This window comes from Pseudomonas sp. MS646 (genome assembly GCF_036693845.1).
Classification (GTDB): domain Bacteria; phylum Pseudomonadota; class Gammaproteobacteria; order Pseudomonadales; family Pseudomonadaceae; genus Aquipseudomonas; species Aquipseudomonas chlororaphis_E.
The window spans coordinates 3,465,826-3,491,234 of the sequence record NZ_CP144763.1 but is presented as its reverse complement, the minus strand read 5'-3'; the positions used below and the strand labels follow the sequence as shown (position 1 = coordinate 3,491,234).

23 protein-coding genes are annotated in these 25,409 nt (G+C 63.7%); 6 read left to right on the top strand and 17 right to left on the bottom strand.

The features are described from left to right. The 5 genes from V3H56_RS15275 to V3H56_RS15255 all read left to right on the top strand — a co-directional run bounded on the left by V3H56_RS15275 (position 1) and on the right by V3H56_RS15255 (position 3,907). Positions 1 to 1,581, top strand: a complete 1,581-nt coding sequence (locus V3H56_RS15275) for an aldehyde dehydrogenase (NADP(+)) (protein WP_042732540.1) — start codon at positions 1 to 3, stop codon at positions 1,579 to 1,581. A 235-nt stretch (positions 1,582 to 1,816) separates the two neighbouring features. Further along, the gene (locus V3H56_RS15270) at positions 1,817 to 2,113 is read left to right on the top strand and encodes a DUF5629 family protein (protein ID WP_042732542.1); all 297 of its coding nucleotides are present in this window, start codon (positions 1,817 to 1,819) and stop codon (positions 2,111 to 2,113) included. Next, positions 2,100 to 3,275: a lactonase family protein gene (locus tag V3H56_RS15265; RefSeq protein ID WP_042732539.1), complete on the top strand. Its 1,176-nt coding sequence runs from the start codon at positions 2,100 to 2,102 to the stop codon at positions 3,273 to 3,275. Before V3H56_RS15270 ends, V3H56_RS15265 begins: the two co-directional genes overlap by 14 nt. 156 nt (positions 3,276 to 3,431) lie before the next feature. After that, positions 3,432 to 3,611 carry a hypothetical protein gene (locus V3H56_RS15260; protein ID WP_042732538.1) on the top strand — a complete coding sequence of 60 codons (180 nt, stop codon included), beginning with the start codon at positions 3,432 to 3,434 and terminating at the stop codon, positions 3,609 to 3,611. 170 nt (positions 3,612 to 3,781) lie between these two features. After that, on the top strand, positions 3,782 to 3,907 hold the full coding sequence (locus V3H56_RS15255; RefSeq protein WP_338473554.1) for a hypothetical protein: 126 nt from the start codon (positions 3,782 to 3,784) through the stop codon (positions 3,905 to 3,907). Positions 3,908 to 4,045: 138 nt separating this feature from the next. Here the strand turns inward: V3H56_RS15255 and V3H56_RS15250 are convergent, their stop codons facing one another. From V3H56_RS15250 to V3H56_RS15210, 9 genes are all read right to left on the bottom strand, one after another. Further along, positions 4,046 to 4,648, bottom strand: coding sequence for a glutathione S-transferase (locus tag V3H56_RS15250; protein ID WP_338473553.1), 603 nt, complete (start codon positions 4,646 to 4,648; stop codon positions 4,046 to 4,048). Next, positions 4,645 to 8,286: an AAA family ATPase gene (locus tag V3H56_RS15245; protein ID WP_338473552.1), complete on the bottom strand. Its 3,642-nt coding sequence runs from the start codon at positions 8,284 to 8,286 to the stop codon at positions 4,645 to 4,647. Before V3H56_RS15245 ends, V3H56_RS15250 begins: the two co-directional genes overlap by 4 nt. Beyond that, positions 8,283 to 9,527 carry an exonuclease SbcCD subunit D C-terminal domain-containing protein gene (locus V3H56_RS15240; RefSeq protein ID WP_338473551.1) on the bottom strand — a complete coding sequence of 415 codons (1,245 nt, stop codon included), beginning with the start codon at positions 9,525 to 9,527 and terminating at the stop codon, positions 8,283 to 8,285. The genes V3H56_RS15245 and V3H56_RS15240 overlap by 4 nt, the downstream gene beginning before the upstream one ends. 225 nt (positions 9,528 to 9,752) lie before the next feature. Beyond that, positions 9,753 to 11,390 carry a BatD family protein gene (locus V3H56_RS15235; RefSeq protein WP_042732757.1) on the bottom strand — a complete coding sequence of 546 codons (1,638 nt, stop codon included), beginning with the start codon at positions 11,388 to 11,390 and terminating at the stop codon, positions 9,753 to 9,755. Continuing rightward, positions 11,387 to 13,120: a tetratricopeptide repeat protein gene (locus V3H56_RS15230; RefSeq protein WP_338473550.1), complete on the bottom strand. Its 1,734-nt coding sequence runs from the start codon at positions 13,118 to 13,120 to the stop codon at positions 11,387 to 11,389. The genes V3H56_RS15235 and V3H56_RS15230 overlap by 4 nt, the downstream gene beginning before the upstream one ends. After that, complete coding sequence (locus tag V3H56_RS15225) at positions 13,117 to 14,196, bottom strand: VWA domain-containing protein (RefSeq protein WP_047738786.1); 1,080 nt, start codon at positions 14,194 to 14,196, stop codon at positions 13,117 to 13,119. Before V3H56_RS15225 ends, V3H56_RS15230 begins: the two co-directional genes overlap by 4 nt. Next, on the bottom strand, positions 14,189 to 14,683 hold the full coding sequence (locus tag V3H56_RS15220) for a DUF4381 domain-containing protein (RefSeq protein ID WP_042732322.1): 495 nt from the start codon (positions 14,681 to 14,683) through the stop codon (positions 14,189 to 14,191). The genes V3H56_RS15225 and V3H56_RS15220 overlap by 8 nt, the downstream gene beginning before the upstream one ends. Beyond that, positions 14,680 to 15,624, bottom strand: coding sequence for a DUF58 domain-containing protein (locus V3H56_RS15215; protein WP_042732321.1), 945 nt, complete (start codon positions 15,622 to 15,624; stop codon positions 14,680 to 14,682). Before V3H56_RS15215 ends, V3H56_RS15220 begins: the two co-directional genes overlap by 4 nt. 9 nt (positions 15,625 to 15,633) lie before the next feature. Continuing rightward, entirely contained in the window at positions 15,634 to 16,593 is a 960-nt protein-coding gene (locus V3H56_RS15210; protein WP_042732320.1) for a MoxR family ATPase, read from the bottom strand. A gap of 601 nt (positions 16,594 to 17,194) precedes the next feature. Between V3H56_RS15210 and V3H56_RS15205 the strand changes: the two genes are divergently transcribed. Beyond that, complete coding sequence (locus V3H56_RS15205; RefSeq protein WP_042732319.1) at positions 17,195 to 17,563, top strand: DUF6124 family protein; 369 nt, start codon at positions 17,195 to 17,197, stop codon at positions 17,561 to 17,563. A 558-nt stretch (positions 17,564 to 18,121) separates the two neighbouring features. Here the strand turns inward: V3H56_RS15205 and V3H56_RS15200 are convergent. The 8 genes from V3H56_RS15200 to V3H56_RS15165 all read right to left on the bottom strand — a co-directional run bounded on the left by V3H56_RS15200 (position 18,122) and on the right by V3H56_RS15165 (position 25,305). Continuing rightward, positions 18,122 to 18,697 (bottom strand): hypothetical protein, encoded by a 576-nt coding sequence (locus V3H56_RS15200; protein ID WP_338473549.1) that lies wholly within the window; start codon positions 18,695 to 18,697, stop codon positions 18,122 to 18,124. Positions 18,698 to 18,790: 93 nt separating this feature from the next. Continuing rightward, entirely contained in the window at positions 18,791 to 19,102 is a 312-nt protein-coding gene (locus V3H56_RS15195; protein WP_338473548.1) for a hypothetical protein, read from the bottom strand. 208 nt (positions 19,103 to 19,310) lie between these two features. Continuing rightward, the gene (locus tag V3H56_RS15190) at positions 19,311 to 20,288 is read right to left on the bottom strand and encodes a D-glycerate dehydrogenase (protein WP_338473547.1); all 978 of its coding nucleotides are present in this window, start codon (positions 20,286 to 20,288) and stop codon (positions 19,311 to 19,313) included. Between the two features lie 14 nt (positions 20,289 to 20,302). After that, entirely contained in the window at positions 20,303 to 21,601 is a 1,299-nt protein-coding gene (locus V3H56_RS15185) for an MFS transporter (protein WP_042732490.1), read from the bottom strand. A 92-nt stretch (positions 21,602 to 21,693) separates the two neighbouring features. Further along, positions 21,694 to 22,674, bottom strand: coding sequence for a sugar kinase (locus V3H56_RS15180; protein WP_042732489.1), 981 nt, complete (start codon positions 22,672 to 22,674; stop codon positions 21,694 to 21,696). Next, the gene (locus V3H56_RS15175) at positions 22,667 to 23,449 is read right to left on the bottom strand and encodes an AP endonuclease (RefSeq protein ID WP_042732488.1); all 783 of its coding nucleotides are present in this window, start codon (positions 23,447 to 23,449) and stop codon (positions 22,667 to 22,669) included. The genes V3H56_RS15180 and V3H56_RS15175 overlap by 8 nt, the downstream gene beginning before the upstream one ends. Positions 23,450 to 23,596: 147 nt before the next feature. Continuing rightward, the gene (locus tag V3H56_RS15170; RefSeq protein WP_047738775.1) at positions 23,597 to 24,622 is read right to left on the bottom strand and encodes a LacI family DNA-binding transcriptional regulator; all 1,026 of its coding nucleotides are present in this window, start codon (positions 24,620 to 24,622) and stop codon (positions 23,597 to 23,599) included. Positions 24,623 to 24,951: 329 nt separating this feature from the next. Then, positions 24,952 to 25,305 carry a hypothetical protein gene (locus tag V3H56_RS15165; RefSeq protein ID WP_047738773.1) on the bottom strand — a complete coding sequence of 118 codons (354 nt, stop codon included), beginning with the start codon at positions 25,303 to 25,305 and terminating at the stop codon, positions 24,952 to 24,954. Positions 25,306 to 25,409 lie beyond the last annotated feature (104 nt).

Here is a 25,409-nt window from a genome sequence, read left to right as displayed (position 1 = left end):
ATGAACCAGATCCTTGGCCACAACTACATCGGTGGCGCGCGCAGCGCGGCCGGCCAGACGCGTTTGCAGAGTTTCGATGCCAGCAGCGGCGAAGCCTTGCCGGGTGAGTTCGTCCAGGCCACGGCCGAAGAAGTCGACGCCGCCGCCAAGGCCGCGGCCGCTGCGTATCCGGCATACCGCAGCCTGAGCGCCGCGCGCCGCGCGGAATTTCTCGACGCCATCGCCGATGAGCTGGACGCCCTGGGCGATGAGTTCGTGGCCGTGGTCTGCCGTGAAACCGCCTTGCCCGCGGCCCGCATCCAGGGCGAACGCGGTCGCACCAGCGGCCAGATGCGCCTGTTCGCCAAGGTCCTGCGCCGGGGCGATTTCTATGGCGCGCGGATCGATCGCGCGTTGCCGGAGCGCACGCCGCTGCCGCGTCCGGACCTGCGTCAGTACCGCATCGGCCTCGGCCCGGTGGCGGTGTTCGGCGCGAGCAATTTCCCCCTGGCGTTTTCCACTGCCGGTGGCGACACCGCCGCTGCCCTGGCCGCCGGTTGCCCGGTGGTGTTCAAGGCCCACAGCGGGCACATGGCAACGGCCGAATGGGTGGCTGACGCGATCATCCGCGCGGCGGAAAAAACCGCCATGCCGGCGGGTGTGTTCAACATGATCTACGGCGGTGGCGTCGGTGAGTGGCTGGTCAAGCACCCGGCCATCCAGGCAGTGGGCTTCACCGGTTCTCTCAAGGGCGGACGCGCGCTGTGCGACATGGCGGCGGCGCGGCCCCAGCCGATCCCGGTGTTTGCCGAAATGTCGAGCATCAACCCGGTGATCGTCCTGCCCCAGGCCTTGGCAACCCGCGCCGACAGCGTGGCCCGCGACCTCACGGCCTCGGTGGTGATGGGCTGCGGTCAGTTCTGTACCAACCCGGGCCTGGTAATCGGCATCCGTTCAGCGCAATTCACTGCGTTCACCCAGCAAGTGGCGGCGCTGATCGGTGACCAGGCGCCGCAAACCATGCTCAACGCCGGGACCCTGCAAAGCTATGGCAAAGGCTTGCAGAAGTTGCTCGCCCACCCAGGCATCGAGCACTTGGCCGGGCGCGCGCAGCAGGGCAACCAGGCCCAGCCGCAGTTGTTCAAGGCCGACGCCAGCCTGCTGATCAACGGTGACGAGGCGTTGCAGGAAGAAGTGTTCGGCCCGACGACCGTGTTCGTTGAAGTGGCCGATCAGGCACAACTCACCGCAGCGCTCAATGGCCTGCACGGCCAACTGACCGCGACGATCATTGGCGAGCCGACGGACTTCGAACAGTTCGGCGAATTGACCCCATTGCTGGAGCAGAAGGTCGGGCGCATCTTGCTCAACGGTTATCCGACCGGGGTGGAAGTGTGCGATTCGATGGTCCACGGCGGGCCGTATCCGGCGACGTCCGATGCACGCGGCACTTCGGTGGGCACGCTGGCGATCGATCGTTTCCTGCGGCCGGTGTGCTTCCAGAATTACCCCGACAGCCTGCTGCCGGAACCGTTGAAGAACGCCAACCCGCTGGGCATCCTGCGGTTGGTGGACGGGGTGCCGGGGCGCGAGGCGCTCTGAGGATCGCGGTGGGGCCGTGGCATTGATGTTGAATGGGCCGGCCTCTTCGCGGGCAAGCCCGCTCCCACAGGGGATCTTTTTGAATACAGCGTTTGTGTTCGCTGGAAATCCAACTGTGGGAGCGGGCTTGCCCGCGAAGAGGCCGACCCAGCCAACGTCGCTTCTGAAGTGATGGCCACGGCCCACTCGCCCATTGGGCTATCATGTCCACTTCCCCAATGAATGACTGATGCCCATGACTGCCGTAACTGACACTCTGCTCGATGCCCTTCACAAATGCGACATGCTGATCATCGACGGGCTGCATGCATTCGATTTCTCCCTCGACGAGCAGGACCAGTTGCACGTCGAGTGCATGAACGGCCGTACCCTCGAACATTGGCGCTTTACCCCGGCGCAGATGCAGGCCGCGACCTTCGACCCGGCCCGCAAGCACTGGATCATCACCAGCGATTCGGGTGACCACCACTTGGAATGCGTGGAAGCGACCAGCGGCCACGACGATGAGGACGACGAACATGAAGATGCGTAGTCTCTGGCCACTGTTGATGGCTGGCAGCGTGGGAGCCATGGGTGTGCAGGCCGCAACCGATGAGCATTACCCGCTGTTGGTGGGTTCCTACACCGCCGGCCAGAGCCAAGGCATCTATCGCCTGCAATTCGACAGCCGCACCGGTCAGCTCGATCCCAAGCCCTTGCAAGTGGTCAAGACCGACAACCCTTCCTGGCTGACCCTGTCGCCGGACATGACCCGGCTGTTCGCGGTCAACGAAAACGGACCGGGACAGAAAGACCCGGTGGGCAAGGTGAGCAGCTACGCCATCGATCCCAAGAGCCATGAGCTGAGCCTGATCAACCAGGTGCAATCCTTGGGCAATGAGCCGACCCATTCCAGCCTCAGCGGCGATGGCCGGCATCTGCTGGTGAGCAACTATTCGGTCGTGGAAGACCCGGGCGGCACCCTGGCGGTGCTGCCGGTCGGCGCCGATGGCAAGCTGGCGCCGGTGGTGCAGTTGAGCAGCCATCAGCCGAGTCGAGTCAACCCCGAGCGGCAGATGTCGGCCCACGTTCACTCGGCGGTGTCGTCACCTGACGGCAAGTATGTGTTCGCCAACGACCTGGGGGCGGACAAGGTGTTCATCTACCGCTACGACCCCAAGGCCAATCCTGAGTTGCCACTGACGCCAGCGGATCCGGCGTTTGTGCAGTTGCCACCCGGCAGCGGGCCACGGCACCTGTTGTTCAGCGGTGATGGCAAGCACGCCTGGCTGACCATGGAGATGACCGCGCAAGTGGCGGTGTTCGACTATCAGGACGGGCGCCTGGCCCAGCGACAACTGGTGGACCTGGCGGCCGGCAAGCCCCAGGCAGGTAAAGCAGCGGCGGGGCTGCATGCGTCCAGGGACGGCAAGTTCCTTTACGTCAGCAATCGCGGCACCACCAACGAGGTGCTGGTGTTCGCCATCGACCCGGCGGCGGGGACGCTCAAGGAGCTGCAACGCCGTTCCGTGGAAGGCGATCACCCTCGCGAGTTCAGCCTCGACCCGAGCGAGAAGTTCTTGCTGGTGGCCAACCAGAAGAGCAACCAGATTGTCGTGATCGAGCGTGATCCCAAGACCGGCCTGCTGGGTAAAACCGTGCAGAAACTGGCGATGGATGCCCCCAGCGACCTGAAGTTCATCCTGCGGCAATAGACCGCAGGCCCCGATTTTCGGGGCCTGCGTGGTTGTATCAACGGGACTGATATTCGCTAGTAGCGCAAAGCATTTCAAAGCGGGACGCCTCGGCGCGTAAGTTTGCTTCACGGCCCAACCGGGCAGACAAGCCAACTGAATCCGAGGACTACCGCCATGAACTTCAATCTCTTCTCCGTCATCGCCGCTTCCGCCATCTCGGCCACTGTCGCGCTGCCTGCCAGTGCCAGTGTCGAAATCAGCGAGAAAAGAAACCACACCCAGAGCTACACCCAGAAGTACTTGCAACAAAGCGCCAATTTCTACGCCGCGCTGGACCACAAGGCCCAACACTGAGCGACCCTGCTGCAACTGAAGCCTGCGATCTTTTCGTCTTTCAAAAAGAGAAAAGATCGCAGGCTTCGTCGTTTTCGGGGTTCGCCGGAAATCCTGCTGTAATATCACTTGGCCATGTGTTTAAATTTGACGCTGACAAATTGACTCCTTTGCCGATAAGGATCGACACCATGGCGATGCGTCTGGCAGTGATGCTGCTGTTCCTCTATTCCACCCCGATCGTCTCCGCAGCCCAGCCGGTTCCCGGCGAACTGGAAGTGGCGCGGGAGCGATTACTCAGTTTGCTGAACGATTGACCTAGGATCGAACGCGACCGCTGTTGTGGCGAGGGAGCTTGCTCCCGCTGGGCTGCGCAGCAGACCTTTCTTTGAGATTGCTGCGCAATCGAGCGGGAGCAAGCTCCCTCGCCACAGGGGTGATGTGTGGGCTGTTAGTCACTTCGCCATGATCGCCACGAACAGCTCCGACTCCAGAAACCGTTGCAGCCATCGTTGCAGATGAGGGTAGGGCGCCTGGGCAAACCATTCGCGGTCGACGTGGGCGAACTGGCGTATGAAAGGCATCAAGGCCACGTCGGCCAGGCTCTGGTGAGGTGCGACCAGAAAGGGCCGGGTTTCGAGCAACGCTTCTAACGTGCGTAGAAACCCCTCACCCTCAGTTCGATAGTGTTCCACCGGATGCTGCGGATGACGTTCGGGGTACTTGTAGCGATTCAGGTGCTGCTTGAACCCCTGGTCGTTTTCCTCGATCAACGCCGCCGTCGCCGCTTGACCGACGGGATCGCCCAGCAACCGCCAGTCCTGCGGATCATGCTGGGCCAGGGCCCAGTTCATGATCTCCAGGCTCTCATCGATTACCCGGCCATCGGCCCACAGCACCGGCACCGTGCCTTTGCTGGAAAGCGAGAGCATCTCGGCCGGCTTGGCCTTCAGGCTGACTTCGACAATCTCCAGTTCCACCGCGGCGTAGCGCAAGGCCATGCGCGCCCGCATGGCGTAAGGGCAGCGCCGGAAGGAATAAAGCGTGGCGTGGCTCATTTCACCTCCACCGTGCTCAAGCCGTTGCCCTGGCGACGCACCTGGATCTGCACCGGGATCCGTTCGTGCATTTCCTGCACATGGGAAATCACCGCCACCTTGCGGCCCTGGGCCTGCAAGCCGTCGAGCGCGTCCATCGCCAGTTGCAGGGACTCGGGGTCGAGGCTGCCGAAACCTTCGTCGATGAACAGCGACTCGATCCGCAACGTGCTGGACGCCATCGAGGCCAGGCCCAGCGCGAGGGCCAGGGACACCAGGAACGTCTCGCCACCCGACAGCGAATGCACCGAGCGCAGTTCGTCGCCCATTTCCGTGTCCATCACCAGCAACCCGAGCATGCTGCCGCCGCGCTTGAGCCGGTAGCGACGGACCAGTTGCCGGAGCTGGGCGTTGGCGTGGTGCACCAAAAGGTCAAGGTTGTAGGCCTGGGCGAGCTTGCGGAAACGGTCGCCGGTGGCCGAGCCGATCAGCGCATCCAGGCGCGCCCAGCGCTGATACTCGGCATAGGCCTGCTCGATCTGTTGCGCCAGGGCCTGGTTGGCGTTCTGTCGGCGCTGGTCTTCGGCCTGTTCGGCGCGCAGTTCGGCGCAACGTTGTTCGCTGGCGGCGAATTGGCCCTGCACCTCGGCAAGGGCGTTGGCCAACTGCTCGGGCAACAGGTTGCCATTGTGCTGGGCCTGATGATTGTGCAAACGCTGCTCGCGTTCGGTGAGCAGCACACGGGCCTGTTCGATGGCCTTTTCGCTGTTGAGCAAGCGCTGGCGTAGCTGGCTGACGCCTGCCTCGTCCAACGCCAGCAAGGCCTCCAGCGCCGCGTCGTCCAGCTCGGGATGGGACGCGCGCCATTGGGCGATGCCAGCGACCAATGCCTGCTGCTCGGTTTCCAAGGCTTGCACCTGTTCCTGCCGGGCCTTGAGCTCGGCTGCCCGTTGCACCAAGGCGTTGCGCAGTGCCTGTAGCTGTTGACCGGCGGAGGCCTCGGCCGTGCGCGCCTGCTCCAGGGCCTGGTCAAGTCGCTGCTGCCAGTGTTCGGCGCTGGCGTGTTCGCCCAGCAGTTGCGCGAGCCTCTGCTGGCAGGCCTGCTGCTGTTCGGCCAGGGCCTGGAACTGCTGTTGCGCCGATTCCAACTGCTGCACGCGGGTCTGCTGGCGGTCCTGTTCTTTTTCCAGGGTCTGCTGGCGATTGAGCTGTTCGGCGAGTTCGTCGCGCTGCTGCTCCAATTGCGCCAGGCGCTGGGCAATCTGCTGGTCGAGTTGCAGGAACGTCGCGGCGGGCTCGGTGCGCAAGGCCTGCAAGGTATCAGCCGGCAACAATGCGCTGAAATGGCCCAGCTCGTCGTCCAGGCGCTGGCGATCACGGGCCAGTTCCTGTTGCTGGTTGCTCAGGTGCTGGGCCGCCTGCTGGTTCGCCGTTTCGGCTTGGCGCAGCTGCTGCGCCAGGCGCGCGGCGTCTTGTTGCAAGGTCAGCAGGGCGGTTTGCCGTTGCTCGTCCTGTTGGATGAGTTGGTTCAACTGGCTGTCTTGTTGGGTCAGCCAGGCGTCGCGCCGGTCGGGATCCTGGGCCAGCAGTTGCGCCGACAGGGGATGGGCCTCCAGGCTCGGGGCCAGGCTTTGCTGCTGGCTGGCCAGGTGTTCGTGCTGTTGTTTGAGTTCCTTGAGCTGGGCGATGACGCCGCTGTACTGCGCGCGCAAGTCGATGACTTTTTCATTGAGTGCTTCGACGGCCTTGCGCGCGTTGGCTTGCTCGCTTTCATCGTGACGCCCGAGGCTTTCCAGCAGGGCCTCGGGTTGATGGTAGGGATGCTCGACGCTGCCGCAGACCGGGCACGGTTGATCGTCCTGCAACTGCGCGCGCAGTTGCTCGACGCTCTCGCTGCGGGCCAGGCGCTGCCGTTCCAGCAATTCGCGGGTCACGGTCAGGGCCTGCTCGGCCAGCGCCAGTTCGGCCTTGGCTTCGCCGCCTTCACGCACTAGGCGATCACGGGTCTGCAACGCCTGTTGCTGGCGCTGTTCGAGGTCGGCGCCGCGCTTGTCCAGGTCTTGTTGGCTGGCCCACAGTCGCGTCAGTGCTTCGAATGCGCGCAGTTGCTTGCGGTTGTCCTGCAGCAGGTTGCCAAGCAACTGGATCTGTTCGGCGACCGCTTCCGATTCAGCGCCGGCTTCCTTGTAGAGCACGTCGAGCGCCTGGCGCAGGGACGTCAGCGCCTGGGCCGCGTCGCTGGCGTTTTGTTCCAGCGTGGCGAGTTCGGCCTGGCCCTGGTTCAGGCGATTGCCGATCAGCATCAGTTGTTGGAGGCGATCGCGGTAGGCATTCCAGGCCTCGCTGAGGGGCGCCAGGTGGCTGCTCTGTTCGAGCTCGCCGCTGATGCGTTGCAGGCGTTCGGCCAACTGCTTTTGCTGGTCGAGCAGCGTATCGATGGTTTTCTGGCCTTCGGTGCAGGCCTGTTGCGCCTGCTCCTGGCGCTCGGCGGCTTGGCTTGCCTCTTTTGCGAGGCGGGCCAGGGTGTTTTGTTCTTCAAAGGCCTGGCGCAGCAACGGTGCCGTGTCGCTGCTTTGTTGCCGGGCCAGGACCAGGGCCTGCTGTGCATCCTCCAGGCCTTTGTCCAGCACCACCTGTTGGGCCTGCAAGTCGATTTGCTGCTGGCCGAGCTGCTGGACCTGCGCCGTCAGGGGCTCCAGCTGCCGAGCCAATTCCGCCTGGCGGATGAATTGATGGCGCTGGGGAGCCAGTTGCTCCAGGCGCGTCAGCTTCAGGCGTTCCTCTGCCAGGGCGTTCCCATCGGCCTGGGCCTGTTGCAATTGCTCGGCGGCGTGGGCGTGTTCATCCTGCAGTTGGCGCAGGTCCTTGAGCCAGGTGTGCTGCAACTCCAGTTGCTTGAGTTGGGCCTGCTGGGCCTTGAGCTGTTGCTGGGCGTCGTTGAAGCGCTGGTCCAGCTCGGCCCGGGCCTCGGGTGCCAGCGGGGTGACGCCGGTGGCCTGGTCTTGCAACTGCCGGTGGGTTTCCTTGGCCTGCTTGGCCTTGTCGAACGCGCGACGTCCCAAGCGAGTGTACAGGGCGGTGTCGGTGAGTTTTTCCAGCAGCTCGCTGCGGTCGTTGTCATCGGCCTTGAGAAACGCGCTGAACTCGCTCTGGGCCAGCAACACGGCGCGGGTGAACTGCTCGAAGTTCAGGCCCAGGACGGCTTCGAGCTGCGTCTTGTACTCGCCTTTCTGGCTGGCCAGCAATTGATCGTTGTCCAGGTCCCGTAGGCTCTGGCGGCTGGCCTGCAACTTGCCGCCGGCCTTTTCCCGGGCGCGATTGGCTTCCCAGCGGGCGCGATAGCGGCGACCGTCGATGCCGCGAAAGTCCACCTCGGCATAGCCCTCGCCGGTGCCACGGCGCAACAGCGTGCGCGGGTCGCCCGTGGCAATCTCGCCGTCGGCGTCCGGCACCTTGGCATCGCGCGCGGTGTTGTTGAGGCGCGGCACCGCGCCGAACAGCGCCAGGCACAAAGCGTCGAGCAAGGTGCTCTTGCCGGCGCCCGTGGGGCCGGTGATGGCGAACAGGCCGGCGCTGGCCAGCGGTTCGGCGGTGAAATCGATTTCAAAAGGCCCGGCCAGGGAGGCCAGGTTCTTGAGGCGGATCGCGAGGATCTTCATGGCTGCTCGTCCTCCAACTGCACGTCTTGCAGGAGGACGGCGAAATCCTTGAGGGTCTGTTCGTCCACTTCGTTGCCATAGGTGTCCTGCCAGGCGCGGCTGAACAGTTCCTCGGGGCTCAGTTGATCCAGTTCGATCAACGCGGCGTCCTCGTCGGTGCGCCCGCTGTCGCCTTGGCCGGCGTATTCGGCGGCGATGCGCACCAGACGCACGGCCTTGCCTTGCAGCGCGGTTTCCACCTGATGGCGCAGGTCCGGTTGCGGCTCGTCGAGGCGCACCCGCACCTCCAGCCAGGGGTGACGCTGGACGTCGGCCAGCAGGTCGACGTCGGGCAGTTCCTTGAGTTGCACCAGGAGGTCGGCCAGCGGCGCCGGGCCCATCCGTTGCAGATTGACGGCCCGGGGGATCAGCCGGGGCTCGACCTTGGCCAGGGTGTCGCCGTCCAGGGTGATGTCGAGTATCTGGTGCTGATAGCCGATCTCGGAGAATGACAGCGGGATCGGCGAGCCGCTGTAGCGAATGCGTTCTTCACCGTTGACCTTCTGCGGCTTGTGCAGGTGGCCAAGGGCGACGTAGCTGATGCTCGGGCCGAACAGGCTGGCGGGCAGCGCTTCGGCATTGCCGATGATCAGGCTGCGCTCGGAGTCCTCGGACACCGAGCCGCCGGCCATGTGCGCATGGCTGACGGCGATCAGTGCCTGGCCTTTCTTGCGTTTGTCGTTGGCGGCGGCGATCAGCCACTCATGGACCTGGCCGATGCCTCGCAGGTAATCGTCGCCCAAGTGCGCGCCGGTGACTTCGGCGGGGCGCAGGAAGGGGAGTGCCAGGCACCACGCCTTGACCTTGCCCTTGGCGTCGGGCAGCGGCAGGAGCAGGCGTTCGACGTCCAACTGGCCGTCGTCCAGCCACAGCACCCGGCCCAAGGCATGGGTGCGCAGGCGCCGCATCAGGGGCGCGGGCAGTTCGATCCGCGAGCCGGAATCGTGGTTGCCGGCGATCATCACGATGGTCAGGTTGGGGTTTTGCTCGTGGGCGCTGACGATGAAGTCGTACAGGCGCTCCTGGGCTTTGACCGGCGGGTTGACGGTGTCGAAGATGTCGCCGGCGACCAGCAGGGCATCGGGCTTCTCGGCGGCCAGTTGGCGCAGCAGCCATTCAAGGAAACACGCGTGCTCGAAATCGCGTTCCTGGCCGTGCAGGTTTTGCCCCAGGTGCCAGTCGGAGGTGTGAAACAGACGCAAGGCAAACTCCAGAAAACAGGTGATGGCCGCGGGTGAAGAGGGCGGCTGGAAAAGTGCAGAGTTTACTGGGAAGAACCGATCCTGTGGCGAGGGGATTTATCCCCGCTGGGCTGCAAAGCAGCCCCAGAACAGGCGACTCAATCTGTCTGGTACACCGAGGCGTAAGTATTTAGGGCCGCTTCGCAGCCCAGCGGGGATAAATCCCCTCGCCACAAGTGTCGGGGATTATTTGGGATAAAGCGGTGGCAAGCCGCTGTCGCCCAGCAGGTCCTGGGCGCGTTCTGCGGTGGGGATGGTGCGGATGGCGCGCCACAGGTCGTCGCCTTGCCAGTGTTGGCCGGTTTCGCTGTAGAGGGCGCCGTTGAGGCCGTCGAGGGCGTCGGACAGCGGCACGAAGCGCGCGGCCATGTCGGCCAGGGTTTCCGGCTGCTGGCGGGCCCAGGCGTCCAGGGCCTGGCGGGTGGCATGGGGGTCGTTGGCCAGGCAGGTGCGCTTGAGGTCGTCCAGCAACGTGCGCGGGCTGGGTCCGGCCTGGGCCGAGCGTAGGACCGCCGGCTGCGAGCGTGCGCGCCACCACAGGCCGAAGCCGAGCAGGGTCGTGCAGGCCAGGATGAAAGTCCCCAGTTGCCAGTACCACAGCGTTTCGCTGTCGACGGTGGTCACCACCTGCGGGGCTCCCGGCGGGGTATCGACCATCAGACTCGGGTTGTTCGCCACTTGCAGGGTGCGCGCCGGGAGGCTGGTGCGATCCAGGTGGTCTTCCAGGGTGTTCCACCAGACCACTTCCACCGGCGGCAACTCGATGGTGCCGCTGCGGTTGGGCACCAGCGCTTCGCGATCCTCGCGGCTGCCCACCAGGCCGCGCTCGCTGCTGCGGCTGCTGAGCACCGGTTGGTCGGGGTAGCGTCGCAGGCCGTTGATCTCGGTGGCCGGCAGCGGTGGCAGTTGGGCGCTGGCCAGGCCTTCGGCTTCGAGGGTCAGGCTGCGGGTGAGGGAGTCGCCGACCTGGCTATGGGTCGGCTCCGGGCTCCAGCTCTCGCTCAACGACAGGCTGCGGGCCGGCAGCCAGGGCACATCGGCCGGGTAGCTGGCCGGCTTGGGGTTGACGGTCAGCACCAGTTGCTCGGAGCTGACGTGCATCAACTGGCCGGGTTTCGGGCCCGTCGGCGCGGCGCCCTGGGCCACCGGTTCCACCAGGGTGGCGCTGAAGGTCTGGGCCGGAATCGTCAGTTCGCCACTGCGTTGCGGGTAGATGCCGTAGCGCAGCTCAATGACACCGTGGCGCACGTCGTTGATGACTTTTTCATAGGTGCGCGACTCGCCCAGTTGTTCGGTGCGGGCGTCGGGAATGTGCAGCGGCGTCAGGCTGCTGTCGTCGTACAGCGACACCGAATGGTAGATGCGCAGGGTCAGGATCGCCTGGGCCTGCACATACACCTTGTTCTGGTCGAGGCTGGCCTCGATGAACACCGGGGCAAGGGTGCCGGACGCGTTGCGGGTCTCGCTTTCGATCACTTGCAGGGTGATGGGCTGGCTGGTCACTTCGCCCAGTTGCAACGGGGGAATGATCACGGTGCCGCTTTCGCGCGGCAGCAGGGTCACGATCCAGCGGGTGGTGGCGCGGTTCTCTCCGTCGAGGGTGGTCAACTGGTTGACCTGCCGGGTGCCGCGCACCTCGAACAGTGCCTGGAGCGGGGCCAGGTCGGGCTTGCCGAACAACGTGGCGTCATTGGATTCCAGGGTCAGTTCCACCGTTTCGCCGGAGTTCAGCCGACTGCGATCCACGCTGGCCGTCAGCTGTGCGGCCTGGGTTGGGCACACCCAGAACAGCAGGACGAGAAGGTAGGCGGTGAAGCGGGTCATGGGGTTTTTCCCTGGGCCTGATGGCTTTGTTGTTCGTACCAGAATTTACGCCTGAGCAGTTCGCCTGGATTGTCCGGGATCTGGCGCAGCCATTGCTCCAGCGCCTGGCGCTGTTCTTCTTCATTGCGCTGTCCGGCGGCGGGGCGCAACGGCGGTGTGGTGGTCTGCTCGTCGGGCAGTTCGCTGCCGGGCACGTCCTGGGCGCCCGAGGGCGGTGCCGGGTGCGCCTGGGGTTGCTCCTGCGGCGTCGCCGTTTCAGCCGAGGGCTGGCCCGGTTCCGAGGACTGGGCGGAAGACGCCGCGTCCGGCGCTTGCTCGGCAGGTCCCGGTTCTTCGTTTTGCGTCGGTTTCGGGGTTTGCTCCGGCGCCGCCTGCTCGTTCAACAGGCTCTGTACCAGGGTTTTGTTGGTCTGGGCGGGGCGCAGGTCCGGTTGCAACTCCAGCGCCTGCTCGTAGGCATCCACCGCGGCTTCCAGCTCGCCGCTTTTGGCCAGGGCATTACCCCGATTGTAGTGGGCGCGGGCGTCGGTGCCTTCAGCGAAGCGCCGGGCGGCTTCACTGTAATTGCCCGCTTCGTAGAGAGCGACGCCTTGCCATTGGCGGTCCTCGAAATGCGCGGCGGCCTCGGCTGGGCGTTTCTGCTTGAGCAAATGCTGGCCCTGTTGGTCGGGACGCAGCCACAAGTCCTCGAATTCGAAGGCCTGGCTGGTCTGCGGCAACACCAGCAGCAACGTCAGGCAGAACAGCCAGCCGCGCCGGCCCGCGCAGGCCGCCAGCAGCAACAGTGGCAAGAGCAGCCAGTAGCCCTGGTCGGCCCAGGCGTCCAGGCGCAGCATCTGGCCGTCCTCGCGCAGATGACGCGGGCCATCCAGCAGGCCCAGGCCGCGCAGGTCACTGTCGTCCAGGCGCGCCGGACGATAACGCCCGTCCAGTTCATTGGCGAAGGACTTGAGCCCCGCGCTGTCCAGGCGTGGCACCAGGATCGCGCCCTGGGCATCCTTGAGGTAGCTGCCATCCTCCTGGGCCACCGGCGCGCCTTCCCGGGTGCCGACGCCCAGCATCAGCCATTGCGTGGGCGAACCGTCCAAGACCTGGTGGATACCCTGGCGCTCCTGCTCGTTCAGCGACGAGGCGATCAGCAGGATCCGGCCGTGGCCGAGTTCGGCCTGGTTCAGCAGGGCCATCGCCTTGATCACCGCCAGGTCGGCGCGATGGCCGCCCTGGGGCATGATCGAGGGTTTGAGGGCCTCGAGCAGGTTAGCGCTGGTGGACAGGTCATCGGACAGCGGCACCAGCGTGTGGGCGCTGCCGGCGTAGACGATGATCGCGGTCTGGGCGTCGCTGCGGTTGTGCAGCAGGTCCAGCACCTTGCGTCGGGCCTGCTCCAGGCGCGTGGGCGGCACGTCGGTGGCGAGCATTTCCGGCGTCAGTTCCAGCACCACCACCAGCGGGTCGGCAGGCTTCTGGCTGGTCTGTTCGACCCGTGCCCAGCTTGGACCCAGCAACGCCAGTACCGTCAACAGCCAACCCAGGCCGAGGGCAATCCACGGCAGTCGGCTTTCGCGACCCTTGCCACCGCTGAGCAGCACCGAATGAAACGCGGCCGGCAGGATCATCTGCCAGCGGCCCACCCGACGCTGGCGGTGCCACAGTTGCCAGAGCAACCAGCCCAATAGCGGCAGCAGCAGGATAAAGACGGGGCGCAACCAGTGCGGCCAGAGCGCAGTCATCGACGCCTCCGCAAGCGCAGGCGCTTGAGCCGCTGGCGCCACTCGGCATGAGGGGTCGATTGGAACAGCGGCTGGTTGAACAGGCGTTGCAAGGGGTTGTCCGGCCAGCGCTCGCGGGCCACCAGCAGCATGCTCAACAGCAGTGCCACGGCCAGGGGCCAGTGATAGAGCGCCTGGGCCGGGCGGGCCTGGGTCGGTTGCTGGGTCACCGGCTCGAGCTGGTCGAGGGTGGTCTTGATCGCCAGCAACTGTTCGCCATCCTGGGCGCGGAAATAACGCCCGCCGGTGGCCTGGGCAATTTCCCGTAGCGTCGCCTCGTCGAGGTCCAGGCTTGGGTTGACGCCGAGGAATCCCGCCGTGCCGCTTTGCTCCGGGTCGGCGCCGATACCGATCGGGTAAATCTTCACTCCTTCGTCGGCCGCCAGCCGGGCGGCGGTCAGCGGGTCGATTTCCCCACCGTTGTTGGCGCCGTCGGTGACCAGGATCAGCACACGGCTGTGGGCCGGACGCTGGCGCAGGCGCTTGAGGGCCAGGCCGATGGCATCGCCAATGGCGGTGTTCTTGCCGGCGATGCCGATGCGCGCTTCGTCGAGCCAGCGGCGCACGGTGCGCCGGTCGAAGGTCAGGGGCGCTTGCAGATAGGCCTGGCTGCCGAACAGGATCAGGCCGACACGGTCACCTTCACGGCTTTCGAGAAAATCCCCGAGCATGTGCTGGACCAGCGCGAGACGGCTGACTTCTTCGTCCTTCCACTGCATGTCAGGGAAGTCCATGGAGCCGGAAACGTCCACCGCCACCAGCAGGTCGCGGCCGCTGGCCGCGATGGGCAGCGGCTCGCCCAGCCATTGCGGACGGGCGGCGGCGATCAACAACAGCAGCCAGAGCAGGATGAAAGGCGCTTGCTGGCGCCAGCTCGGCAGTTGCGTGCGGGCGCGACGCCCGACAAGGCCTTCGAGCTCCCCCAGGAAACTGACCTTGAGCGCCGGCTCGCCGCTGTCGGCCGCGGGCAGCAGCAGGCGCATCAGCCACGGCAGCGGCAACAGCGCGAAGATCCACGGCCAGGCGAACTCAAACATGTTTGCGAATCCAGATGTCGACTGCCTGGGTCAGGCCGGCAATGGCTTTGTCGTCCAGCTTGCATTCGGGTTTGTAGGCCCCTTCGACCAGGACCATCCAACGGGTCAGCCCGGCGGCCGGGCAGCGGTTATCCAGGAAGGCCAGCCATTGGCGGCCGTTCAGGGTATGGCTCTGACTGTAGGGGTAGTGGTTGCGACACAGGCGCTTGAGCAAGCCGTTGAGCTGCTGCAACCAGGCCCCGGCCGGTGCGCCATCGTAGGGCTTGGGCAATAGCGCCAGTTCGGCCAGCGCGGCCAGGCGCACCGGGTCCAGGGGTTGCTCGGTGCGACTGATGGCGCGCTTGGCGGGTAGGAAACGGCGCAACTGCCACAGCCCAAGGCCCAACAGTGGCAGCAATATCAGCAGCAACCACCAGCCCGGCGCGGGTGGCCAGAAACCAATGGGGGGCGGCGCCATCAGTGGCTGCAACTGGTCCAGGCTGTTCATCGGCTGATCCCGGCCCGCTTGGGGTTCAGGTACTCGCGCAATTGCTCGACCATGTCGCCCTGGGTGCTCAGGGGCATCATCAGGATCCGCAGTTTCTGCGCCAGTAACTCCCAGCGCTCCTGGCGCGCCTCGGCCTGGGCGCGATAGGCCTGGCGCAGTTCGACATTCAGGGTGTCGAGCTCCAGTTGCGCACCGCGCTGGGCGAAGCGCAGCAAACCGGCGGCGGGCAGGGCGTGGTCCAGCGGGTCCGAGAGCGGCAGCAGCAACAGGTCGCAATGACGTGACAGCAGGCTCAGTTGTTGCTCGGCGCTGTCGGACAGCGCGCGTTCGTCGCAGATCACGATCGCCAGGCTGCCCGGGCGCAGCACTTCCCGGGCCCGACGCAGGGCAATGCCGAATGAATCGCGGTCCGGCTCGCCCTCGGGGTGCAACGACTGGTTGACCCGCACCAGGCGGTTGAGCAATTGCAACAGGCTTTGTTTACTGCGCCGGGGCTTGACCTCGTAGTGGGTGTTATTGCCGAACACCAGGCCGCCGACGCGGTCGTTGTGGCCCAGCGCGGCCCAGCCGATCAGGCTGGCGGCCTGGGCCGCGAGCACCGACTTGAACAGCAGGCCCGACCCAAAGAACAGGCGGTGGCTCTGCTCGATCATGATGAAGATCGGCCGCTCGCGCTCTTCGTGGAACAACTTGGTATGAGGTTCCTGGGTGCGGGCGGTGACGCGCCAGTCGATGGTGCGCACATCGTCGCCGGCCTGGTAGACCCGCACCTGGTCGAAATCCACGCCGCGTCCGCGCAGCTTGGAGTGGTGCAGGCCGATCAACGGGCTGCGTTGGCCCGGGGTCGAGAACAACTGCACTTCGCGCACGCGATGACGCATCTCGATCAGCTCCGAAAGGCTGACGCGGATGCCCGGTGCGGGCGCCAGTGGGTTAGTCATGACGCCTGCTCAAGCGACAGCGACGACGTCGAGAATCCGCTGCACGACCCGGTCCTGGTCGATACCGGCGGCCTCGGCCTCGAACGACAGGATGATGCGATGGCGCAGTACGTCGAACAGCACGGCCTGGATGTCCTCGGGGCTGACAAAGTCGCGGCCGGCCAGCCAGGCGTGGGCGCGGGCGCAGCGATCCAGGGCGATGGAACCCCGTGGGCTGGCACCGTAGGCGATCCACTCGGCCATCTCCGGGTCGAACTTGGCCGGGTTGCGGGTGGCCATGATCAGTTGCACCAGGTATTCCTCCACGGCGTCGGCCATGTACAGGCCGAGGATTTCCTTGCGCGCCGAGAAAATCGCCTGCTGGCTTACCCGCCGCTCGGGCTTGGCCTCGCCATTGAGCGCCTCGCCCCGGGCCTGTTGCAGGATCCGGCGTTCCACCGTCGCATCCGGGAAACCGATCTTGACGTGCATCAGGAACCGGTCGAGTTGGGCCTCGGGCAACGGATAGGTGCCTTCCTGCTCGATGGGGTTCTGCGTGGCCATCACCAGGAACAGGGGTGACAGTTCATACGTACTGCGCCCAACGCTCACCTGGCGCTCGGCCATGGCTTCCAGCAAGGCGGACTGGACCTTGGCCGGGGCACGGTTGATCTCGTCCGCCAGCACCAGGTTGTGGAAGATCGGCCCTTGCTGGAAGACAAAACTGCCGGTTTCCGGGCGATAAATCTCCGTGCCGGTGATGTCGGCGGGCAGCAGGTCGGGGGTGAACTGGATGCGATGGAACTGCGCTTCGATCCCTTCGGCCAGCTCCTTGATCGCCTTGGTCTTCGCCAGCCCTGGCGCGCCTTCTACCAGCATGTGGCCGTCGGCAAGCAGGGCGATGAGCAGGCGCTCGATGAGTTTTTCCTGGCCGAGAATCTGCGTTGAAAGAAAGGTTCGCAGCGCCAAAAGCGCTTCACGATGTTCCATCGGTGACTGTTCCTGGAAAGGGTGGCCCCTGGCGTTCGGATAACGTCGGGGCTGGGGGCGTTACTTTAATGCATGGCGGGGGGTGGCGACTAACAGGATTTTGATCGGGTGTGCACAATTGTGATCGGCTTGGGAACATTGTGGGGTGGACTCGCTTGCGCTGAATACCGCCGGGACAAGCGCACTGACGCTGTGACGAGGGAGCTTGCTCCCGCTTGACCGGGCTGGCGCTCCGGTGCGAAGCACTCACAAAGTGAATGGGTGTTTATCTGGATGTAGGAGTGTTCTGTATTGGGCTACGTTGTCTTGCGCCGTTGCCTACGACTGCGCCAGAATCCGCCGGCTTGTGCGTCTGGGAGACCGGTTCTATCGTTTTCGGGTCGCTGATGAATCAGCGATCGGGTTTGGTAGCCCGGCCTCCTGACGCGCAGTCCATCGAATGCAAAGGGCTCTTCGCCCTCTGTTTTATGGTGGCCATGCGTAGGGCGTCTTCGGATGCGCCGGGTTGTCAGGTGACCGGTCTACCAACCTCCGTATGGCCATCACCCATTCGTTTGGTAGCGAGAGGAATGGCTCCAATTTCTCACCTGGAGCTTTATATATGTTCAAAGCAACTCCAAACCCGCCGAACACCGAACCAACGTCACCGCGCCCAAAAACCAAATCCCAAAAACACGACAAAGTCACCGACCGCGTGCTCGACCATTATTTGAACCCGAAACCGGACAAACCCGAAGCGGGTCCTGCCCCCGACCAACTCTTCACCGTCAACAAAGACATCGACACCGAAAGCCTGCTTGCCAACCTCAGCGAAACCCTGGCCTCGGCCAACGTCATGGTCAATGACCTGGCCTTCGACCTGGAGGGTTCACGCCGGCACTTCCTCCTGGGCATCCAACAACTGATCGAACTGGGCAGCCTGTTGGCCAACCGTGCACTGGACAACATCGAAACCCGTCAGCCGACGTAAGTTGTAACAGCCCCAGGGACCGGTACACACCGCGGAACCTGTGGGAGCGGGCTTGCCCGCGAAGGCAATGGATCAGTTGATATTGCTGTTGGCTGACACACCGCTTTCGCGAGCAAGCTCGCTCCCACATGGGACCTGCGACATCTTCGGAATCCGAGGCTCACCCTGGAACCTGTGGGAGCGGGCTTGCCCGAAGGCAATGGATCAGTTGATATTGATGTTGACTGACACACCGCTTTCGCGAGCAAGCTCGCTCCCACATGGGACCTGTGGCACCTTCGGAATCCGAGGTTCACCCTGGAACCTGTGGAGGTAAGCCTGCTCGCGATGACGGCTGGAGCTCAGCACCCTATTGCGCTAGTTCTGCATCCGAATCGCCTCCACTAGCAGCTTGACCGCCGGCCTGTCGACCAGCCCCCGCCACGGACCATCGTCCACGATTGCTCCTTCATGCATCACGATCACCCCAAGTTGCAGCCGTTGTAGGCTGTGTACGAAATAGTTTGAAATGCAGTATTGTCCACTTGGATGATCCCGTTTCTTAAAACGTTATAGGCATTATTTTGGAGGACGAATCTGCGATCTCTTATCTCTCCAGTTTTCAAGTAATAGGGCAGGTAAATAGATAAAGCAACGATGCACTATTAGAGGTGTTATGTAAAAAATAATGAGCATGGAGGATGAGAACAGTGAAAAGCTGAGGGCGTATGACCCGTAGAAACTGTATTTTTGGCTGTTGCTGGCTAGGTTGGTTGAGGTCAGATAGAACATGAATAAAAAAAGCAATATATAAAGCGCCGCAAGGGGAGGGATGAGCGCGTATTTTAATAGTGAATAATTTTCGTACTGTTTAGGGTCGATCCTCATTGTTTGATAAGTCTTGTAGAAGGCCAGTATGGCAAATACGGGGCCAATGCATGCAAGGTAGTTTGCGGTTGCTTTTGAGCTGAAAGGGAATTGAGATGACCAAAAACCAACTTGCCCAAAGAGGTGGTTGTCTATGAAGGCGGCAATGGCCAACTCTGTAGGGGTGATTGGGTAGGAAGGTAGCAGGAAGTTAATGAAGAAGATAGGGGTTGCGGCGAGGACAAACAACCAATATGGAGGTTGTATCTCTTGTGGTCGTTTCTTCATGATGCTCCTGATTTGATCGGCAGTTTATGGCATTGATGTAATCAAGATAGTGCCGAATTCAATATGGCTAAATTCGGCACCAAGGAACTCCCGTTACTGGGGTTGGTGATCCCGAAATTCATTTAGAATTGCGTTGTTGATAATATCAACCTGGTTGGCATCGAGAATGGACGAGATGGTGGCTGTTAATAGAGCTACCGCTACTATTCCAAGGGCGGATGCTGCAACTGCGGGATAAAATAGTGCTAGTACAGCAGCGAGTAACGCACCTGCTCCTGCCCATCCCAGCAATAGCGGTGAAGCGAGCACGATCAGTTTGAGCGTTATCAGGGTGATGAGCGTGGACACCAGCAGAGTGGTATGTGTCTTGTAGGCACTCCTGATCATGACCTGTATGGCATGCATGCAATCACCCCCGGTTGCCTTGTCTGTTTCATTGCGAACTCACCACCTGGCGTGTTTTCGTCGGTGATCAATGAATAGCAGCAGGGACGCTGGAAGGGCTATGGCGCCGCTTCCGATGTTGGCGTAGGCCGGGTCCGGGTTCTCGGTAGGAACAGCATCACCGCCACCAAAGCCCACTCACGATGGCCGTGATGCCGGTGACAAACCTCTAGCCTTTCCACGCCCCCGGATTCACCAGGTTCACCGGCCGCTCACCCGCCAATGCCGCCAGCAGATTCTCCACCGCGCAGCGGGCCATCGCTTCGCGTGTCTCATGGGTGGCCGAGCCCATGTGCGGGGTGGCGACCACGTTGTCCATCTGCAACAACGGCGAATCCGCACTCAAGGGCTCGCGCTCGAACACATCCAGCCCCGCAGCGCGGATCTGGCCGTTGCGCAGGGCGTCGATCAGTGCCGCTTCGTCAACGACTTTGCCCCGGGAGATGTTGATGAAGATGGATTCGGGGCGCATTTGCGCAAAGGCGTGTTCACCGATCAGCCCTTGGGTCTCTGCGGTCAGCGGGAGGGTCAGGCAGATGAAATCGGCTTGGCGCAGCAGGGTTTCCAACGAGCAGTAGCGGGCGTTGAAACGCCGCTCGACGGCGGGCTTGGGCGAGTGGCTGTGGTAGATCACCGGCATGCCGAAGCCGAAGTGGCCGCGTTGGGCCAAGGCTTCGCCGATGCGGCCCATGCCGATGATGCCCAGGGTCTTGCCGTGGACATCGCTGCCGAAATGCTCGGGGCCGATGCTTTTTTGCCATTGGCCGGCGCGAATCAGGTTGGCCAGTTCCACCACGCGACGGGCCGTTGCCAGGATCAGCGCAAAGCCGGTGTCGGCGGTGGTCTCGGTCAGCACGTCGGGGGTGTTGCTCAGCAGGATCCGGCGTTCGGTCAGGTAGTCGATGTCGTAGTTGTCGACCCCTACCGAGACGCTGGCGATGGCTTGCAGGTTCGGCGCCAGGTCCAGCAGCCCTGCATCCAGCTTCAGGCTCGCGCCCAACAGGCCATGGGCGCCGGGCAGGGCATCGCGCAGTTGCGCCAGGCCCTGGGCGTCGAGGCGGTCGATGAGGGTGACGTCGGCCTGCGCTTGCAAACGGGCCATCAATTGCGCCGACAGCGCCTTGTACAACACCACGTGCTTTTTCATGAGCGGATCTCGATTCAGGAATGGGCGGGCGCCGGGTGTGGCGCCACGGAGTTGGGGGTGGCGCGGTCGCTGGCACCGGGCTTGAGGGCCAGGGTCAGCACCACCGACAGCAGCAATGCGCCGCTCATCAGCAGGAAGGACATGCCCGGTGAGCCGGTGGAGCCGTTGAGGTAGCCCACCAGGTACGAGCCGCCGAAGGAGCCCAGCGCGCCCATGCTGTTGATCAGCGCCATGGCGCCGCCGGCGACGTTGGCCGGCAGGATTTCCGGAACGATGGCAAAGAACGGCCCATAGGGCGCGTACATGCAGGCGCCGGCGATCACCAGCAGGCTGTAGGACCACCAGAAATGTTCAGGTCCCAATAGGTACGAGGCGTAGAACGCGATGGACGCCACCAGCAGCGGCGGCCAGACGAAACGCTTGCGCTTCTGGGCCTTGTCCGAGCCCCAGGACACAACGAGCATGGCGACGACGGCCGCCAGGTACGGCAGCGACGACAGCCAGCCGGCCTCGACCATGCTCATTTGCAGGCCGGCCTTGAGGATCGACGGCAGCCACAGGACGAACCCGTAGACCCCGATGCTCCAGCAGAAAAACTGCAACGCCAGGATGATCACCTTGGGTGAGCGGAAGGCCTCGGCGTAGTTCTTCACTGCCTTGATCCCGACCTGTTCGGCCGCCAGTGCGCTTTCCAGGTCCTGCTTTTGCTGGGGGCTGAGCCACTTGGCCTGGGACGGACGATCATCCGCCAGGCGCCACCAGACGAAGGCCCAGAGCACCGCCGGCAGGCCTTCGATGATGAACATCCAGCGCCAGTCGAATTGCTGCACCAGGTAGCCCGACACCACCGACATCCACAGCATGGTCACCGGGTTGCCGAGGATCAGGAAGGTATTGGCGCGCGAGCGCTCGGCGCGGGTGAACCAGTGGCACAGGTACACCAGCATGGCCGGCATGACGGCGGCTTCGACCACGCCCAGCATGAAGCGAATCACGATCAGCCAGTAGGCGTTGGAGACCACGCCGGTCAACGTCGCCAGCGACCCCCAGAGGATCAGGCTGACGAAGATCAGCTTCTTCACGCTGTGTTTCTGGGCGTAGATCGCCCCGGGCACCTGGAAGAAAAAGTAGCCGAGGAAAAACAGCGCGCCGAGCAGCGAGGACAGCCCCGGGGTGATCATCAGGTCCTTGGCCATGCCCGAGGCCGCCGCGAAGCCATAATTGGCTCGATCCAGGTAGGCCAGGCTGTAGGTGATGAACACGATGGGCATGATGTACCACCAGCGGCGGGTGGCGAGGTTGAGCGTTTGCATGTCGTGACTCCTGAGCTTGTTGTTTTTGTTGCAGCAGGTGTGTTTGGGGTGTACTTGCGGCCTCTATCGCGAGCAAGCTCGCTCCTACAGGTCTAGCGGCAACCCCTGTGGGAGCGAGCTTGCTCGCGATGGGCGTCGTCAAATTCAGTCAGTAACTCATCGCGGGTCGGCAAGCCTTCCATGTCCCCCCGACTCTGTACCGCGCGGCTGCCAATCCAGTTGGCGCGCTGTACCGCCTCGGTGATCCCCCGGCTTTCCAGCAGGGCACTGATCAGGCCGACGGCGAACCCGTCCCCGGCGCCGACCGTGTCCACCACCCGGGCCACCGGTACGCCGGCGACGAAGCCCTGGTCCAGCCGCGTGCGGTAGTAGGCACCTTGGGCACCGAGCTTGATCACCACGGCTTCGGCGCCCAGGTCCAGGTAGAAGGCGGCGATGTCGGCCGGGTCGTCGAAGCCGGTCAGCAAGCGGCCTTCCCCGAGGCCGGGCAAGACCCAGTGGGCGAGGGCGGCGAGGCGGTTGACCTCGCGGATCATCAACGACTCGCTGGCCCACAGGCTGGGCCGCAGATTGGGGTCGAAGGACAGGCTGCGACCGGCCTCGCGCATGCGGTTCATCAATTCAAGGGACATCTCGCGGGCCGTGGCCGACAGCGCCGGCACAATCCCGGTGGCATGCAAGTGCCGGGCACCCAGCAGGGTGGGGGCGATGGCCTCGGGCGACAGGTGGCTGGCCGCCGAGCCACGACGGAAATACTCCACCTGCGGGTCGCTGCCATCGTCGGTGCGGGATTTGAACTGGAACCCGGTCGGGTGCGCAGGATCGACCGTCACATGGCGACAATCCAGGCCTTCACGCTCCAGCGTCTGCACGACGAAACGTCCCAGGGAATCGGCGCCGACCCGGCTCAGCCACGCCACGTTGAAGCCCAGCCGCGCCAGGCCGATGGCAACGTTGCTGTCGGCCCCGGCGATGCGCTTGCTGAAATGGTTGACGCAGGCCAGGTCGCCGCAATGGTCGGCCACCAGCATTGCCATGGTTTCGCCGAACGACAAGACATCGAACTCAGGCATGGGCAGGCTCCCGACGAGGTTGTCCGAGACCGGCCAGGGCGGCCACGTGTTCAGTGGTCAATTGCAGCAGGTCATCGCCTTGCAGCGGGTATTCGGCGGCGCGCATCACGCCGGCGGGCATGTGTTTGAACAGTTGCTCCCACAGGTGCAGATCCGCCAGCACCGGTGGCACCGCAATCAACTTGCCGTCGTCGCGCCGGGCCACCGCCTTGCAATGCACATACCGCACGTGGCGTCCGAGCTCGCGGGCCGCCAGCGTCGCGGACTGGTCTTGCCATTGCCAGTTGCCGATGTCGAAGGTCATGCCGATGGGCAATCCCAGTGGTTCGAGGGCGGCGAAAAACCGTTGGAAGGGCTCGATCCGCCCGCCTTGCAACGTCTGGTCGTTTTCCACCAGCAATTGCACCGCGCTGGTGGCGAGCACCTGCGCCAGGGCGGTCAGATCATGGGTGCCGGTGAAATGCCCGAGCGAGACCTTCAACCATGTCGAGCCAAACGCCTCGGCCCGTTGCAAGGTCGGCGCCAGGTCAGGATTGGGCTGGGTGCGGTCAGCGAGCCACAACTCGAGGGGCGAGGAGAAAATACTCTGCAGGCCTTGGGCCCGGGCGTCGGCAGCCAGCTCGGCGGGTTGTTCGTGGGTCAGCAGTTCCTCGCGCCATTCGATGCGCGAGGCGCCGGCGGCAGCCAGTAGCGTGGTGAAACGACCTTGGCCTTGCTGGCGCACCAGGTCGGCGCCGTAGCTGGACAGGCTGATGGAAACGGGTGGCTTGTTCATTGTTTTACACCTCTGAAACCGGTTTCAGTTTTGATCAAAAAAAAGGTTCTGCTTGAGAGGCTCATCGCGAGCAAGCTCGCTCCCACAGGGGAGCAGTGCCATATCGACGATTCCTTGTGGGAGCGAGCTTGCTCGCGAAAGGCACTTTCACCGAACCACCCCCCGCGTCGACCCGCGCTCGATCAGCTGCGCTGCAAAATCCAGGGTTTGTATCGGCCCGTTGTCGCCGCGCAAGCGCTTGAGCAGGCACTCGAAGGCGCGGGCGCCAATTTCGGCAGTTGGCTGGGCCAGGGCTGTGATGCCGCTGCCCACCAGCGGGTACCAGTCCAGGTCATCGAGGGCGATCAGGCCCACGTCGTCGAAGAGGTGACAGCCCAATTCCCGCAGCGCTTGGGTGGCGGCCAGGGCGGCGATGCCGTTGGCGCAGAACAGCGCCTTGGGACCCGGGCCAGGCTGGGCCAGGAAGGCCTGGATCCGGGCCTTCAACTGATCGCAGATTTCCACCACGACGCCGGCCAAGGCAGGGCGTTGCTCGATGCCCGACTTGAAACTGTCGACGCGCTCGATCCGCGAACTGGTGCCGTCGAACGGCTCGGTCACCATCAGCAGGTCGCGATAGCCGCGTTGTTCGAGATGGTCGAGCGCCATCGTCACCGCCGCCGGGTTGTCCAGCCCCACCAGGTCGCTTTCGAGCCGATCGACTTTGCGATCCACCAGCACCAGGGGCATTTCGCGGCGCAGTTCGAGCAACTCGTCACGGTGATGGCCCAGGGTGTTCACGATCAGCCCTTCGATGTTGTAGGCACGCAACAGGGCCAGGTGCTGACGTTCCTGTTCGTCATCGCGGTCGGTGTTGCACACCACCAGGCTGTAGCCGTGGCGACGGCAGGCGGTTTCCACGCCGTGCATCACGGCAATTGAATAGGGATTGCGGATATCGGCCACCAGCATGCCGATCAGGCGTGTGCGGCCGCGCTTGAGGCCGCGGGCCATCTGGTTGGGGCGATAGCCCAGCTCGTCGATCGCCTGCTCGATGCGCCGGGCGATGGCCTCGGAGAGCAGGGCGCGGTCCTCGCCGATAAAGCGCGAGACGCTGGCCTTGGAAACCCCGGCGCGTTCGGCGACGTCAAGCATGGTCACGCGGCTGCGCTGGGCGGCGGAAAAGGAATTCACGGTTGTAAACCTGCCTGTTGGAGTTATTAGCGGCTCTGAAACCGGTTTCAGGAAACCTCAGAACCCGATGGGTCGTCAAGGGCATTGTGCGAGGGGTGCGACCGGCGGTGTGGGCGTGATCCGGATTCGGGCTTGCCGAAAATTGTTGGAGGTGTCGTGTCGATCCCTGTGGGAGCGGGCTTGCTCGCGAAGGCGGTGGGTCAGTGAAGAAGGTGGTGACTGACCTGACGTCTTCGCGAGCGAGCTCGCTCCCACAATGGTTGGAGGCGTTGTGTCGATCCCCTGTGGGAGCGAGCTTGCTCGCGAAGGCGGCCTTACAAACGCTGAAATCAAACCAGCCTGACGTACGTCCCCACATCCCTGAGAATGTTCTGCAACGTCAGCTCCACCTCGGCCAAGTCCGCTTCATCGGTGTCATGGGTGATCTCCAGCACATCATCCCCATTCAACGCATCGGCATCTGCCGCGGCAATTTCAATCAGCAAGCGGGTCGGGCTGAGAGTGACCTTGACCCCGTCCAGGGTCGACGGTTCGCCATCCAGGGCGATCTCCAGGCTGTCTTCGTCGGGGTAGCGGGTCATCAGGAACATGTCGCCTTGAGTGCTGTGGCAGCAGAGCATGGCCATGTTGTCTTCTTCGTCGTCGCACGGGTTGGCGATCAGAAGGGCGGTGGTCATTTGCATGGTGATGGCTCCTGGCTCAATGAGCCCTGCGGGTGCAAAAGGAGGAGTTTGCCAGCCTCGATGATTTTCTGCAGGGTTACTGCCAACCGGCGCACAACCTGCAT